Below are 17,371 nucleotides of genomic sequence, written 5' to 3' on the forward strand. Positions count from 1 at the left end.
AATCCCTCACCCAGTTTATAGTATTTAAAATTTTTCTCATTACGTCAGAACTTTCTAATGCTCGCCAAATTAATTTAAGGTAGGTCGAATAGTAAAAAGAGCCTTCCCTTCTAAAAACCAGAAAGAAGGCACTCTCATTCATATTCTATAAATTAGTTGTTTTCTTGGAATAGATAGTTGTAGTTATGTGCTGTGGCACAACCAAAACAGGCCACCAAAAATTCGCGCCGCGCCATTTATTTTCAACTGATCCATTTTGACACAACATAATTAACGCCGGGAAGTGTGATGTTAATCGTCTAGCAACTGTTAATTCCCCTTTTTCTCCCTTTGGTGTATCAGGTGAATTTTCAAATTTATTATTATCATCGATTCGTTTTATGTTGCGATTTTCTCGTCGGACAACCCAAACAAGACTTTCTGGATTCTGCTCCACTTCCTTTGTTAGATAATCCAATATGGAGTGATACTCGCCGATATCCCAAACGTATCCATCTTCCATTTCTACTGTTGAATGTGCTAGAGATAAAATCTTTTTTGCTAGTTCGACAGATATTGTAAAATTGGAATCGTCCTTAAGAATACTCATCCGCTCCGCTTCATCTAACAACTGAGTGATTTGATTGACGGTTCGTTCAATCGCCGTTTTAGATTTTGTATTAAAACCTATCGGCAAGATTCGTTTATGGGGCTTCAAAACAGTAAGTTGCGAAAGCATTATTTTATTGGGACTACATGGAACAATTTTGTCAGCTAGATCTTTCTGAATAAAAATAATACCTTGCTCATGTCCCCCACGTACAAATGCTTCACGAAGGGCACTATCAAATTCATGAATCTTACTCATAATGTTCCAGATATGCTGGGTAGTATAAAAGCGTGTAACAGCTACGTCCTCAAGTGGACGCGCACCATACATTCGTGAGTGTTGAAGCACTGTATCTTGTTGAAATTGTTTAGGATTTCGACCGTAAAAGAATCCAATTAGGTTGTCGATTGTAACCCCACGATCCAGAATCTGTCCTCCAATGAATATATTAAATGGCGAATCTAATCTTAGTTGACCTGTTTCATCTAGCAAGCGATCAACATCTTTTTCAGAGTTGACGATCGATATGGTTACTTCTTCTTCAATTAGAGCCTCTCTTACAAGTTCCAAAATTTCTTCAAATGACGGAATAATAACATCTATAGTAGTTAATGAACACAATAAATTATTATAGGCCTCTTCGATTAACTCTTTAAATACAGGTTGATTCCCTTCAGCAGCAATTCTTAATTCCTCTTCCAAGATTGTCATTAAGTATTCCTGCCACGCATGTGCACCCTTTCCTCTCTCCGTATGCACAATTAACGAATACTTTTTCTGTTTCTGTTGGAATTGCTGCTGCTGCCAACGGCGAATTCCCCCGCCAACTAAAAAATTCACAAGCGCCTTTCGCATAGAAAGTACATTTTTATGCTTTATTAGTGAGTCCCCACGTGTTCGTCGCTTATCTATTTTTTTTAAAACATCTAGCTCACTCTCAGTGACCTCTTCAAACAAGAACTGAGCCATATGACCATCAACTTGAGAGTTTTCAAAATACATTTCACCACCAATGTATTTATCGTGAATAGGCACCAACTCTGTAAAAGCAGGGCGAGTAGGTTCATACTTTTTAAACTCATGGACTGACAGTTCTTCAGGTTGTAAATAAAGTGAGTATGGAGTAGCCGTCACTTGTAAAAAGGAAGAATCACTAAGATCTGCCCTCATTTTGTCAATTTTATTTGCAATTGTCCTCAACTCAACAATATTACTTTCTTTGTCTTTCTCAAAAGAAATACTGGCTAAGTCAGCCTCATCATCAATAAACAGAATTCTCTTCTCAGCTAAAGCTGGGTACTGCTCAAAGAAGGCTTTACGAAGACGATCCATATTTTTAGTTTCTTTTTTGACGACGAAAGCTAATTTTTGTCTTAAAGCATACTTTTTTAAATGATCTGGTAATTTCATAATGTCATAAACACGCATAAGCTCATTTTCTATTAACTCTTTAAACTCACGAGTTAATCGTTCCGTCGTTTGTTGGGCTAATGCGTTAGAATTTTTAGTCAAAATTATAACAATATCGAATCCATTATCATAAGCATAAGCCATTACCCCAATAAACGTCCGCGTCTTACCGGATTGAATTTTCCCAAGCAACATCCCTGGACGTTTAGTTGTATCTTCAGACTGCAGCTTTTCAACTGTTTTTGTTATACATTTTTGCATTGTTTCATCATAGTTATTAAGTTCCAATAATCTAGGGTAGAAAGTACCTGTATCTTTGTTCTCTGTCAATGTCACCATTCTGAATTCCCTCCAAGGAATAATTTTTCTTAATAACCCTTGCTGTTTACTACTATACAAGAAAGCCCCGACAACACGTTGTCAGGGAACACACTTTCTCATTAATTTCGAAACTGCTGTAATATTTCATTTTCCAAATCAAGCTTTCGACTCGAAACAATAATGGATGAAGCTAGTTCTTGTTTCTCGGATAAAATACGATGTACGATCTCCTCAACGGTCCCCTGCTTCAACACACCTTCATTGTCTGTGACAATGGGACAATACACATGAACAGGTTTATCTTGACCTATCCGGTATGCACGATCTGTTGCTTGATTCTCTACGGCAGGATTCCACCAACGTGTATAATGGATGACGTGATTTGCTGACGTGATCGTCAAACCCGTACCGGCAGCTTTTGGAGACAAAATTAAGACATCAAATCCTGGCTTTCGGTTAAACTCATCGACAACCAATTGTCTACGATCAGTCATGCCGTTAATGATAAAAGAACTTATACCAAATCGATCTCGAATTGCTGATTTTAAGATGTCCTGCATTTTGAGGTACTCTGTAAAAATGAGTACTTTTTCACCTTTAGATTTAACGTCATCTATAATTTGAAGAGTGTGCAATAGTTTAGGCACCATTTCTGGAGGCAGATTAACCCATTCAGGCGCGATGAGTCCTGGGTGTGAACTTAAAAGTTTTAACCGTTGAATAGCCTGCAAACCATCCATCATTTTTGATTTTACCAACTCAAGGATTTCGGCATATAACCGTTTCTGAGCATCACCCAGAGGAACTTGTATAACATGATGATGCTTGGGAGGTAGTTGCCCCGCCAACTCCTCTGATTTCGTCCTTCTCTTATAGACAGAAGATAACTTGGCTAACAACCGTTGCTCGACAACAGAGTCTCCCTCCCCAGCCTCAAGGGGGGTAATGAACTCCCGTTTAAACTCACTTAAGCTTCCTAATAATCCAGGTTGAACATAGTCCATAATCGACCACAGCTCACTTAAGCCATTCTCAACAGGGGTACCTGTCATGGCTAATCGGAATTTTGACTTCATCGCTTTCAAGACGTGGCTCGCCGCGGTTGATGGATTCTTTATCGCTTGGGCTTCATCGCAAATAATTGCCTGCCACTCCACTTGTCCAAAAGCAAGCTGATCACGAACTAACGTATGATACGTTGTAATCGTAATTCCAATCTGTCTCAATGCCTCTGGTGATTTGATTCTGTCAGTGCCTCGGTGCAGATACAAACTGGGTAGTAGAAATGGAGCAAATTTCATTAACTCCTTCTCCCAATTATCAATTAAGGTCTTAGGCACCACAATTAAAGTAGGCGTTAAACGATTCGTATGCTGAAGATAAGACAACAGTGAAATAACTTGAATGGTCTTACCAAGACCCATGTCATCAGCTAACAATCCACCCCACTTCCGGAAGTGCAGCATTTTCATCCATACATAACCATCTTGCTGAAATGGCTTTAACGTGGCCTGGAATGAATCTGGCGGTGTACGTTCTAATACACCCTGATCATGCAACTCTTGATGTGCCTGTAAGATTGGTTTATTGAATTCGAGTTGACTAATGTTTTCGTAAATTTCTAATATATAAGGAAGTGAAGTGATGTCGACAACCGGGTTATCCCCAAAACGTTTCTGGACTTCTCCAGTCGATTGGATAAAATCCTCTACTTCTGCTGGAATTCGCAACCAATTGCCATTCCATTCAAAATACTCATTTCCATTGTTTCTGGCTTCCTGAATAAGCTGCTGAAACTCGTCTTGTTTGAAAGACTGCCAAACTTCCCCTGTCTCATTAACGGCTGAAAACCCTGTTTCGATCTGAAACCAACCTCGGTCCGACTCTTTCGCATGAACAAAAGGTTGTGTACGGTATACACGAATCCCCAATGACTTTACACGTTCACCGAATAGTGACAGATCCAATCCTTCTAGATCCGGTAAAAAAGCTTCTGGATTCTCTGCGAATCTCGGAATGTCATCTCCTTGAATAACAGGCATCTCTTTGATCGAGCGACCTTGCTCCCAGACTTGTTGAGATACAAATACTTTCTCACGATTCGATCCAACCGCGAACTTGGCGCTTTGCTTACTCATATCTCTAAGAAATTGATGATCTACTGTGATGGATTGGTATACAGGGTTTACTTGGATTCCATCAGTATTGTACTCAAGCTCAAGCTCCATTTGGTCGACAAATAGGTATTGTTGACGCTCTAGATAAGAATCCATGGCAATCCCTAATTTCATAGCTCTTTGACGGACTTCTGCCACATAGGCAAAAATACGCTCCGGATCCATGGCATCAGGTCGCTGTTGAATCAGCCTTTCTAACTCAAAAACGTCAGCCTGTTTGAGAAGAACTGTTCGATCAGGCAAAATCAACCACGGTCCTTTGGACTGTGACGTTCGCTCCAAGTGCTTCCAGGCCCCGTAATGCATCTGAAGATCGAATTTAAAGTGTGCCGCGCCCACCGCTCCCTCATGAGAAAGGAAAAGTTCTAATAATGAGGGTTCCGGTATATCAAACAAACTCAGCATTTCTGGAGTCACGTTAAGCAATTGCTCATAACTAAGATGATAACCACCTTCAGATCCTTGAAGCTGCTCATCGTACCATAACACTTCCAAGGCCTCTAAAAGATCCAACTGAGGTTCTTGTCGTAGTTGGGTTATGGTGAGCGTTAAAGGGAAGCAGACCTTATCTGCTTTTCCATTACGGGATAAATTGAAATGAAGCCCTGCCTCAGTCCGTTCCATATCAACTTCAATAGGTGCATATAATTGTTGCTTAGTATCTTTCCCCAATAAACGCCTGAATAAGGACATGTTGTCTCCTCCCCACTAGAACCGACCATCCAAATAATTACGCATAAATGCAGTAAATTTTTGTGTCCAGTGTGAACCATAGTGGCCATGTTTATCTATAAATAAGCGCACTCCACCAATTTCTTTGTATTTTTGCTTAAGCATCTCTTCACGCTTAGACCGGCCGCTACTTCGAAATTTTTGCGAATTCGGGATAGCCTTAATATATTTCTCAAAACCAGCTTTATGGTAAAAATACGCGGCTCCAATGATACCAAATTCAACAACAACAAAGTGTTCGAAATAAATAAACGCTGACTTCGGATCTTTGATAACATCGACATCCAAAATATGCCCATGATTCAAATATCCTTTCCAGTAATCAAACCGACTGTTGTTCTCATCCTCTTCGAAAAACTTCTTCAGCTTATTCTGCAACAGCCACTTATGAACTTGCTCCATCGCCTTAGGAGAGAGAAAATCCCAATGTTTAATTCGTTCTTTAGGATTATCAAGTCGACGCAATGATTGCTCTAACAGCACATAGTCGAATTCTGTGTATGCCCTTGGTTCTACATAAGTTGAGAAAAGTTGCTTATACTCGTCCATATTATATCGCTCTAGACGTCCAGCAATATAATCAGCTCCATCACGCTTAACTAAAATTTTTCCACCCAAGCCATGTAGTAGAATACCCCAAATAAGTCTTTCCTCAAGCGCAGCATCTGGCTTAATCTTAAGCTGCTTCATTAGCTCGGGAGTGGAAATGTCCATAGAAGATAACACTTTAGCAAAACCGTTTACAATACCATCTCGGTCTATTAGCGCGCTTCTGAAAGAATCTTTCCACTTCTCATCAGTTGTCAGAAACTCAAAATTATCAGCGTTATAAACAAGTCTTAATAAATCTTGAAGAAACACATCTTCAGGCTCATTCTGAAATAAATCCCAAGCTATTTTACCAACAGTTGGTGAATAACGATAAGTAAGGATTAGGTTAATTTTACGCCGCGTCTGATTGCTTTCTTCCACAAAAGGATAATTGTACAATAACACACGCACTTCAGTTCGCTCTAAACTCCGGGCAAAGTCCTCTACTGCCTCAAAAGAAATTTTACGAATCTGTTCTAAAAGACGAGGAAGACGATTACGGCCTACTTTCTTAAATAGCCTTTCTTCGACATTATGAAAAGCTTTTTCTATTTCTTTACGACTTTCTATCAATTTGCTAGGTGCGAATGTGTAATGATAATACGTTCTATTTTCCATCGGTTAACATCAATCCTTGAAGCTTGTCGAGTAGCTGCTCATCTTTTAATCGAAACTTGAATTCCACTCGTCTGGATTTATCCGCATCAATAGTTCCATCTTTCCGATAGACCGGAACTGCAAAGGATCGGCCATTAGCTGTAATAACCTGTTTCAAATCCTCTTGGTACTTAAAGACTGGAAACGAGGGAGAAAAGATGCTTTGCACTACTGAAAGTGCGCGATCCTGTGAAAGCTTTAAATTGAACAAATAAGTACCATCTGTATCTGTGTGTCCTTCAACAATGATCTGTGCAATTTGATCGCGGAACTGCTCGGATAATAAAATGGCGTTATACTTGGGAATAAATCGTGTTAAATAACCTTTTCCAGTATCCGATACTGCACTACTTCCAGATTCAAAAAAGACACCACCAGAGAAACGAATAGCACCTGTCTGTTGGTCTACCTCAAGATTCAAATCCGAGTCTTTAAACGCCTTCACCAACTCCGAGATGATCTTAGATTTTACACCAAGAACTTCCTCAATAAGCTTGTCTTTCTGCTTGATTGCAGCTTCTTTCTCCTGCATAGCTTCAGCCTTCTCATCCACGGCCGACTTTGCCTCTTCAAAAGCTGATTGAGTGTCGAACATAGTAATCATGAGTACAAGAGCAAATACTATCAATAAAGCAGACATAAGGTCCGTATAAGATACCCAGAAGCTCTCATTCTCTCCTTCATTTCGATGAGTGGGAAAACGTTTGATATTACGATATCCTCGAGACATTTACTCCTACTCCTTATATTGGATTAGACATCCGTTTGGCATGTTTATTTAGTTCTTGTACCGTTTGCTTCAAGATCTGAACCTCATCCGGTAGATCCTCAAGACTGTCTTGAATGGCTCGAACTACCCGATGCAATAAACTCACAGTTGTATTAAGCTCTTCATCAAACATAGTAAAGGTATGCTTAAGACCTCGGTGCATATCATCGGTAAATTGTGACATCGATTTTGTCAGCTGGTTGTTCATCTTAGTCATCACATCGCTCGTGGAATCCCAATGCTGCTTCAAAATAATTACTCTACTGTCCATATCACCAAGTTGTTTGGAGTAGCCTTCTATTGCTTCTTGTAAAATTCCATCCATCCGCTTACGCTCACTTTCAGTTTGCTTAAGCACAGTACTCATAGATGACTGCAGTTCACTAAATGTCTCTGCATTTTGAACAACTTTATCGATTAAATTAGCTAATTGTTCGTTTGATTTCTGTGTATGATCTGAGTATTCGGATAATGTCGACGCCAATGCATCCTGACTCTGTGTAATATCGGTCATGCCACGTAGATTTTGCTCGATCTTTTCCTGTAATTGAAGCTGAAGCTCGGTCTGATGCACGAATGTGGTAGTATTTCGCCCTAGTGATTCCATATTCTCATAGAATTGTGCATGGAACATATTTCGCTCTTCAACCATTCTTTCCAGCAAATCTGAAGTTGCATCATGCAAGGAGCCTATAGATGTTTGCATGACACTGTAGGATTCTTCGTGTTTGACAACACTCTCAACGAGTTTGGCCAATGATTCAGTTGAACTTTCTGTCTGAGTTGCATGTTGCGATAAAGCTTCAACTAATGCTTCTTGGCTCTGAGTAGTATCAATCATTCCACTCAGATTCTGACCAAGCTTTTGCTGCAGCTCAATTTGAAGCATCGTTTGCTCAGCAATAGAAACTACATTTTGTTCAAGGCTACGGACATTTTCGTCAAAATGCGTATGGAAGACTCCTCGCTCTTCTACCATGCGTTCCAATAGACCTGAAGTTGCATCATGCAAGTCGCTGTGCTTCTCTGCCGTGAGACTGAGCTGTGCAACCGTCTTTTCTAACACGTTATGATGTTCCGTAAGTTGGGAAGTGTGTCCATGAATTTGCTCCGTAAGTTCTGTAGTCTTCTCAGCCATCTCTGACTGCTGCTTAGCTGAATCTTGCAACGATTGTACTAAGCTTCCCATATCTTCATGTACACGTTTCTGCCAATCAATCGTTGTCCGAAGAGCCTCACCTAAATCGCGCATATGATCACCTGTCAACTCATTAAGCTGGGTGACGAACGTATTTATCATCTCACTCATGCCCTCTGATTGATTTGCACTGGCGCTTTCGAGCATTTCCTTAATCATATCTTGGGTTTGCTGCAAATGTGGGGTCAATGATTCATTTAACGTATGAGAAAACCCGGAGGTCATCTGCGGAACAAGTTGATCCGCCATGAAATTCTGGAGTCCTTTCATTCGATTCTCGTTCTGTTGTGATTCATAGTTGGCCGTCTGGAGGAGCTCATCCATAGTTCCTTGCGTCTTGGTCATTAAGGATTGTAATAAATCGGATTGCTTCTCCTGACTTAGTTGTTGAACAGCTGCTGTCTGATGCATTTGTTCCATGTGCGGGGTAATGACCTGTTGAAAGGAATGTGCTATCCCCGTCATCATTTGTGGAATAAGCTGTTCGGACATAAATGTCTGAAAGTCCAACATATGCTTTTCTTGGTTGTTTAGCATCCGTGATAATACGGTTGATTCCTCTTGTGTAGGGAATGTCTCGTCCAAGGACTCTTGTACACGTGAAAAAGCATCCACTAATCTAGGGAGAAATGCAATTTTATCCAACGCCTGCCAAATCAGCGAGGCCAGAATACCCACAATAGAGGACATGAACTTGGCCTTCATCCCGGAAAGCAATGTACCGATACCCGCTTTTAATGCACCTGAATCTCCATTAGGATCAAGGCCGTTTACCCCTACTGCAATCCCCCAGAAAGTACCGATAATTCCAAGTGCAAGAAATATACCAGGCATTATTTCAGCCAACTTGCGCTTGCCATAACGATGGACGAACCTTTCTTCCTGGAAGAAATCTAGAATATCCGGGGTCAATGCTACTCCACTTTGTTGATACTGCATGAATTTTCCGTAAAAAGATTTCCATGCAGGCATGATCGTATCGTTTATATACGAATTGTTTTGCTCTTCCTGCAGCCACTCGTCAAATTGATGAAATCTTTCTAACTGAGATATCTCCGACTGAAGCTCCTCAAGCTTCTTCTGGATTCGAATGGAAGAACGCTGGGCTGCGATATAGGACAAAAAGATTTTCCACAAACCTCCGAAAAAAATGATAATCATTGTACCGATTAGCAGGTAAGGTACCGCTGTAGTCATAACTTAGTAGCCTCCAAATATAAGTTCATTGTTAGTTGAAATGGTACTGTAGAAATGAAATAGACACAGCTCTCTTCTGAGCGCTGTGTCCAACTGAAACTATGAGTCGGAACTACTACACATAAAGTACTGCGTATGTTAAATTCGACAAGAAAAGTGGGTATTCCTCCCTATTTCTACTGGTATAAATTTACACTAATGAAGGTACATTCAATTATATTGAACAAATTTCGATTGCACTTTGCTCCCGTTGGGAAGACACTTTCCTTTTGGTTACTACTAACAAGCTAAATCCCCCGAACTTGTGGTCAGTAGACATAGGTGACAGCCTGCTTCCCTAGCTGCTTCCAGCTTTCGATGAATGGTTGTTTTGCTATTTTCTCTGCTTTTTTTCCGTTGAGAGGGTTATCTACGTACACAAACTCCTCATCATAACCTACTAGCAAAACTGCGTGTTCTTCAAAAGTAGCATGAATTATGCTGCCATCATTGGTCTTCCATTCAACCCATTCATTTGAAGGATTGAAGTTCGATGTTGTCCAAACAATCACAGGATGGTCGAGAGCAACTTGTTTCTCAACCTCACTGAATTCATGGCCCGTCATATCAAGTGCGTGGTTAATATATATTTGTTCAAGTAAATCTCTTATAGGCTTATGATACACCCCATAGCCCATATCACTTCCAGTAATATCACCAACAAAACCTTGGTTAGGATCTCCCCATACTTCAATTGAACCATCTTGACCATGCTGCCGTGGAGTATTATCCATAGCTAACATATTGATAAGTTCCTGCCTGTCGTAGGGGAGTTTCAGGTAATTGGATAGCATGGCCAAGCTCGTAATCTCGCAGCCATTTACGTACTCGGGGTACTGCGACATGGAAGGAACATCTATATGATGCTCTACTGGCATACCTTCAACTTCATCATCTATATTCTCACTTATTCGCGGTGACTCCTGCGGCTTCTGTACTTCTTTGCCAGCAATATTTGCTTTGAATAAAATCTCAGAAGATTGTGTGTACTTAATTGCATTACCATTGGTTGAGCACGAACTCAATAAAAGTAGGAATAGAATTATTATAAGACCATTACATAGATATTTGGACATAGTGACCTATATGCTATCTTGCTCAAACAGATGCTTTTCAAAATCATCACACAGTTTATTAACTAAATCATCCATCTCTTTAAAGAAATAGTCCCCTACTCTTTGGCGATTGAGTGCTTTGTATCGGCGATATATTTTTGCAAAATCATCATAGATCTCGGCTTCCGTAACATGCGATTTCATCTTTACGATTAAGCGTTCGCCTTCAATCGATTTAAGTACATATTCAAAAAACTCTTTAATCTTGGATTCAAAGTCTTGAATTTGTGAGCCTTTCTTTGCTTCTAGCTCGTTACGGGCTTCAATAATAGCAAGAATGTCAAACTGGTGGCTACCATAAGGTGCTTTTGCTTCCGCTATTTGCGTAGGCTTCTTTTTCTTTTCCTTTGATTCTTCTGTCTCTACCTCAATAATGCCAATTTGATTGTCGAAATAAACTTCAATTGGATCTTTAATATCCTCGCTTCTGTGCAGCATGTTGTACAATGTATTAAATTTTCTCCAGAAGGATAAGAAGCTAGGTTCGCTATACTTCGCGTCAAGGTCAATCACATACTCAATTCGGTTCAGAATTGTAAAATACTGAGCCGCCTTTGCCTTTGTATCTGTCGTACGCTGAGGATTTGCATCGATGTATTTTTTCAAACTGCTTTCTAAATCCAGATAGCTTTCCGGGTTATCTCGCTTTGCTTTGTCTTTATAAATAGCCGTATACACTTTAAAGAACTTATCGAAGGTGTCTGATTTCTTCAACTCGATCAGTAATAAATCCAATATCTTCTTGTCTCCAAAAGGATCGAAGTCACTTACGACCACATCAGAGAAATGCTCAAAGGCATCTTTAATATTTTGCACATTCACATTGTTATAGGAAAAATCAACAATTTTACAATCGTTTTTGTATTTGGTCGTCCTATTTACACGAGATATCGTTTGAATCGCGCTGATACCTTTGACCTCTTTATCCAAAAACAGCGTATGCAGCTTTTTCTCATCAAATCCCGTTTGCAGTTTCGCCACGACAATCATCAGACCGTTCTTCTTTAGCGCAAAGCTTTCTAACACCTTCTCTTCACTCATACCACCATTAAGACCGGTTGCACTTTGCTCGTCCTGATTACTAGAATACACAACATGAATCGGCGCATCTACGTATTTAGCGTATTTAGGTTCTTGTACCAATACATTGAAGTGTTTGGTCACTGCTTGCTGATATGCTATCGCAGCTTTAATGGAATGAACAGCCAGCATGGCCTTACCCGTTCCTCGAATTTGGCGATATACGTCTTTGACCAGTAAATCCGCCACATACTTCGCAATCGCATCAATGCGGTCTCTGTTTTCATACACTTGCTTTTTTTGTGCGTCTTTGTATTCTTTCTCTGTGAAGCCTTCCAAAAGATTGTTCGGCAGATCAAATAACATCCTGGATGCAACTGGCACGATATTCTTAAGAGGATTAAGAATGAAACCGTCTTCGATCGCTTCTTTCATGGTGTAAGAATCAAAGGGTCTCCACAGCTTCTCACTCTCTGCATACCCACTGAATTCTCCAAAACGAGCAAGCGTATGGTCGTCAGGCGTAGCTGTAAAACCGATGATCAGATTCTTCTTTTTATGTACTTGACCACTTTGTGCATGATTATCAAATGGCGATTGTAATTCATCAAAGATACTCACCATTCCTTCATGCTGCTCGCCACTATTGGAACGGTGGATTTCATCGATTAGAAAAACAATGCGCATTTTTGCTAGGTTTTGCATAATTTCAGCATCTAGCATGTCTCGAACGGAACCAAACTTCTGCAAATTCACAATGACCAAACGCGTGTCAGAAGCAAGAGCATCTTGAAAAGTCTTTTTATTACTAGCTTCAACGTACATGCGGTTGTCAATATTCATATTGAGCATTTTGGAATCGATTTGTCCGCGAAGTTGTAATCTATCAACAACGATCATAATTTTGTCATACACATACTCACCATCGCGGCGGAGATCTTTAAGCTGGAGGGCAGACCAACCTATAATATTTGATTTGCCAAATCCTGCAGCGTACTGCATTAGCAAGGAATAAACATTCTTATTATTAGAATACGCCTTGCGTTTCTCTAGCAATTCTTTTTTCTTTGCTTCCGATACACCAAGCAGCTGTTTTTCTAGCAATCTCTCAAAATAATCAGTCTCTTGCTCATGTGCAAGAAACTCATCAATTTTGGCAATGATCTTATCTGTACCGAATTTCTGCTTTGGACGTGGTGAGATCAAATGACCCTGCTCGTTCTTCAGCTCTTTACCATTACTGGTAACATAAACATCGCGCTCAATGAAATTGTAATACAGAATTTCTTTCTCTATAAAAGTCTTACCGTAGAGTGCGGTGAATAACTCTTTCAGTTTCTCTTTTTTATCCGCTTCGGGTTTCAGCAATGGGTACGGCTTAAAGACACTATTTACTCTTTTCTCAATCTCTTCACGATCAAATTTACCTTCACGACATGTTGCGATCATTTCGTCAAAATAATCGCTAATAGTACGAATAACATAGGTTTCACCTATGTCGGACGTTGTAATATGAATGGCTTTTTCAAAAATTTTCAAGAAGTCTTTACGGTATGATTCCTTCTCTTTTTCGCTAAGCATATTATTACTATCAAAATGTTGATGATAGATTTTAACAGCTTCAAAATAATCCTTAATCACCTTACCGCGGCCATTCTTACTAGCACTTTGATTGGTATAGTTGGACTTTAATTCACTGTAACCCAAATAAATGCCATTCACGAAGAGCGCTATGTCTGGACGGAAAGAGAATATCTGTTGACCTTCATAACTATATTTATAAGGGAGTTCCTGCACCACGGAGAAAATGTTCTCATCAAAGAGGTCATTATTATGAATCACACTATCTCCCGTGTAGAAGAGATGAATCTTAACACCCTGAAAAGTGATAGACTTATTGGCATTCAGAAATAGTGCCATATTGCGGCTACTAGCACTACGTTCTTTAATTAGTTCAATGAACTCATTTAATAATTTATTCTTGTTGCCACTATATTTTTTTAGCAAAACCTCGTAAGACTTTCTATTCAACTCAGTCTGAGAGATAAATTCCTCTAAGTCTTCTTCAATTATAAGAGAGTTTGTCACCGTGTTGGCTTTCACCTCTCGATAGCCAAGCCCTTCTCTAAAGAAGGGCAGCAGAAACTTGTCTTGTAGGTGGAGTTCGTTCATCTTTCTCTCCTTCCGGTGACACTTTAATCTTTCCGGTTACGACATCGTTAATAAGAGTCTTACGTAGTTCTTTGAGTTTGTCGATTTGAGTATTAATGGTTTCAACAATCCGGTCAATGTGTGCCGTTTTGATGTCAAGGTAATCGGCGATGGCTTTTTGTTCTTTATATTCAGGAATAACAACATCAATAGAATAAAAACTATCAGTATACAACCTCAATCGTGACTCAATGATTCCAGTCGAATTACGCTTGAACTCTGCAATTGCCCTTTCGGATCGAAACAGATAATGAAAATAAGCTGAGCAGGTTGACTTATATGGCGTGTAAACCGCATATGATGGGCTAACTATCCCATCAAAGGGTGAAACCCCTAATCCCCTTTTCCATGCAAGCATAATATTAATAACCAACTCACCAACGTTACAAATTTTGTAACCAACGAGAGTTGTGGCATTTGTCAAAAATTCGTCATCTTCGATATTGTCTTTTTTTTGCGTCACACCACTATATTCAGAGACAGAAAGCAATGTTTCCTCTCCAGATATACTCTTTCTTTTTGATTCTAAAAAAAGATCTTTTACTCGTTTTTTTTCCCAATGCACTGGCACTTCCCCAATCCACTCAACTCCACTAGATTTCAAAGCCACAGTTTTAACTAATCCAAGGGTGACGGTTTCATTTATGAGGGATTTTTTGAGTTCGCTGTATTGAGTCGCCTTTTGGGTGAGCAGGTCTATATTGCGATCAATCTGTGCAGTATTTTTGTCAAGATAAATACCAATATTTTTTTGTTCATCTAGCTTTGGCAATATAATAGGAATTTTAGCGATTTGAGCAAGATTGAAAGCTTCTTTAGACGCTCCATTCTGCTCAAATTGAATGTATCTTTTAATAAAATCAGATTTAAGGAATAGAGATATATATCTAGTATTAAACCAATGTTTTGTTCTCAAAAAAGCAACATGCTGGTTAATATTTGCGATACCAAGTCCAACAGGAACAACACAAGTTCTTCCTATCGATGCGCCTGTAATATTGAATAAAATATCTCCCTCTTTAAGTTGAGACCCCTTCATCTCACTGTGTATTTCCTCAGAAATAAAAGAAACTTCTGCAAGTCTCAACCCCTCATCATATACATTTTGACTTCGTAAAAATGGGATCCCTTGATCAGTATAAACTTCGCTACCTCCCTTAGGTGTAACACCATTACCGATTTTATTAACAGTATCTTTAGCCCTGAGAATTGTCCAATGTTTCGGTAAATCCCCAAGCGAATCAATCTCGCTATCTTTATAAACATCATATTTTTTAAACACGTGATTCTTCATAACATCAACCCCGCTTCTAACACCTTCAACTCTTCATCAATCGCATTAATTTCAGCCAAGATATTCTCCACTTCTCGCAGTTTCTCTGGCTTATAAAAAATCTTATTAAAGTTCAGTGCAGCACCCACAACATTTTCTAAGTAGGAAAAAGGCTTGGTGATATATTTCGCCATAAAGTCTGCTATTGCAGCTTGATTGTCTGCTTCGTTTTTATAAAAGGAAATAATCTCGTAATCTTTTTGGTAATCAGGCGTAAGTTCTACGCTTATTTCTATTCGCTCTGGATGTGTTTTATTGGCGTTTTTATAGGCAGATTTCACCACGATTTTCCCGCAGCCTAGCACATCTTTCTTACCATCTATTTCTTTAATTAAAGTTTCTTGCTCTGCATCAAACCAATACTTTGCTGTCGAAGTTGTAATCACCAACGGCTGTTCCTTATAATCTAACGAGAAAATAAAGGGTTTTATATCCTGTTCAAAGGCATCAGCTAATGAACTATATTTTTCAGTATCAAAGTTCGTGATTACAAACTCGACTAGCTCTCTTTCATCGTTGGAAAGTTTAACTGGCGTGAGCTTTTCGCTCGTTTTCCCTTCTTTTAACCTCGCTTCAAAACTTTTCCCATATTCATCTAGATTTGTAAGCATGATCGCTTGTTTATTAAAATAGAAGTGCTCTTTGTCGAATACTTTCGCGTAATCTGTGTTCACGTATTGAGTAAGAGTCTCAACAATTTCTAAGCGGCTGGTTTCATCCACTTGTTTACGCTTGGAGCCTTTGCTCTTCTTAAGTGGTTTGAACTTTTCACTGGCATTGATTAACATGACTTTGTCTTTGTGCTGTGGCTGTTTGTTCTTATTCAGTACCCATAGATAGGTGTAAATCCCTGTATTAAAAAATTCATCCGTAGGTAACTGTATCACAGCTTCCACAATGTCAATATCGAGCATCCATTTGCGGATATTACTCTCTGCTGAACCCGCATCACCACTAAATAGGGTAGATCCGTTATGTACCACTACTCCCATACCATTAGAATCAAGTTTAGATATAAGGTGCTGCATGAACAGTAGTTGCCCATCGGAGATTGAAGGTATGAACTTAAACCGATCTGTTTTATCATTTTCAATATCTTTTTGATAACCTTTCCAACTTACACCATAAGGTGGATTAGCGATAACCACATCAAATTCTTCGTTGTAGAACTTGTCTTCCACCAAAGTGTTACCATGTTCGATTTTAGAGTCTTTACGAAACCGACTCTCAATCTTGGCAAGAGCGTAGAGAGCATCGTTCCAATCTTGGCCGTAGGTTTGAGTAAGACGTTTAAACTTGTCATTAATACGGTCTTCAACCCCAAACAACATGTTTCCGCCGCCACATGTACAATCATAAATTTTGAGCAGTTTATCCGATTCTTCTATTTTTGATGCAATGATTTCAGCAATAAGCGCAATCACATCGTCTGGTGTGTATTGCTCCCCTGCCGTTTCCGCAGAAATATCTGCCCATTTGCGTTTGATGTGCTCTTCAAGTGTCGTGATTTCGGAGTTATTAAATGGCTTAAGATCGATCTCACTCCATAATTTGGTGTAACCTAACAACACCTTTTTCGCTTTAAGTTTGGTGATAACACCTTTGATATCAAGAAATTTTTCACCTTCGCTTGCATCAACACCAAGTAAATCTTTGGTCTCCCCATCAAAACCATGCAGATAGGCGTCAAAATCAATTTCGAAGGACTTGTCGTTCTTACAAATGTCTACTAAAGTTTTGTTATGCTCAAAGATATAGTGATTGTAGCCTTGTCCTTTATCTTGAATTAACTCATACAGGTCATTTTTATCAATATTATCAAATGCTTCTTCACCGATCATTGCTTTTTCATCATCAAACATTCTTACCAATCGGCTTTCAATCATAGCCAAGGCAAAAAACGGCATCATATAGGATGGCCATTCAGATTCTTTAATACCACTACCGCGTAATAAGTCGGCTGTCGCCCAAATTTTCGATTCATATTGAAGTATATTCATTATTGTGTAATC

At 39.4% G+C, this 17,371-nt stretch carries 9 protein-coding genes; all 9 read right to left on the minus strand.

Annotated elements, in window-relative coordinates; translation table 11 throughout:
* Positions 1-145: 145 nt before the first annotated feature.
* Positions 146-2,338 carry a Z1 domain-containing protein gene (locus AC58U0_RS00535; RefSeq protein ID WP_497377069.1) on the minus strand — a complete coding sequence of 731 codons (2,193 nt, stop codon included), beginning with the start codon at positions 2,336-2,338 and terminating at the stop codon, positions 146-148.
* A 101-nt stretch (positions 2,339-2,439) separates the two neighbouring features.
* Positions 2,440-5,190, minus strand: a complete 2,751-nt coding sequence (locus tag AC58U0_RS00540) for a DEAD/DEAH box helicase (RefSeq protein ID WP_497377070.1) — start codon at positions 5,188-5,190, stop codon at positions 2,440-2,442.
* Positions 5,191-5,205: 15 nt separating this feature from the next.
* Positions 5,206-6,438: a hypothetical protein gene (locus AC58U0_RS00545; protein ID WP_497377071.1), complete on the minus strand. Its 1,233-nt coding sequence runs from the start codon at positions 6,436-6,438 to the stop codon at positions 5,206-5,208.
* Positions 6,428-7,207 carry an OmpA/MotB family protein gene (locus AC58U0_RS00550; protein WP_497377072.1) on the minus strand — a complete coding sequence of 260 codons (780 nt, stop codon included), beginning with the start codon at positions 7,205-7,207 and terminating at the stop codon, positions 6,428-6,430. Before AC58U0_RS00550 ends, AC58U0_RS00545 begins: the two co-directional genes overlap by 11 nt.
* 13 nt (positions 7,208-7,220) lie before the next feature.
* Entirely contained in the window at positions 7,221-9,641 is a 2,421-nt protein-coding gene (locus AC58U0_RS00555) for an anti-phage protein ZorA-like protein (RefSeq protein WP_497377073.1), read from the minus strand.
* Positions 9,642-9,949: 308 nt separating this feature from the next.
* Positions 9,950-10,756 (minus strand): C39 family peptidase, encoded by an 807-nt coding sequence (locus AC58U0_RS00560; protein WP_497377074.1) that lies wholly within the window; start codon positions 10,754-10,756, stop codon positions 9,950-9,952.
* A gap of 6 nt (positions 10,757-10,762) precedes the next feature.
* Positions 10,763-13,987 carry a DEAD/DEAH box helicase family protein gene (locus tag AC58U0_RS00565; protein WP_497377075.1) on the minus strand — a complete coding sequence of 1,075 codons (3,225 nt, stop codon included), beginning with the start codon at positions 13,985-13,987 and terminating at the stop codon, positions 10,763-10,765.
* On the minus strand, positions 13,941-15,320 hold the full coding sequence (locus AC58U0_RS00570; protein ID WP_497377076.1) for a restriction endonuclease subunit S: 1,380 nt from the start codon (positions 15,318-15,320) through the stop codon (positions 13,941-13,943). The genes AC58U0_RS00565 and AC58U0_RS00570 overlap by 47 nt, the downstream gene beginning before the upstream one ends.
* The gene (locus AC58U0_RS00575; RefSeq protein ID WP_497377077.1) at positions 15,317-17,359 is read right to left on the minus strand and encodes an HsdM family class I SAM-dependent methyltransferase; all 2,043 of its coding nucleotides are present in this window, start codon (positions 17,357-17,359) and stop codon (positions 15,317-15,319) included. Before AC58U0_RS00575 ends, AC58U0_RS00570 begins: the two co-directional genes overlap by 4 nt.
* Positions 17,360-17,371: the final 12 nt, after the last annotated feature.

It is taken from the genome of Paenibacillus sp. J31P190, from assembly GCF_059692075.1.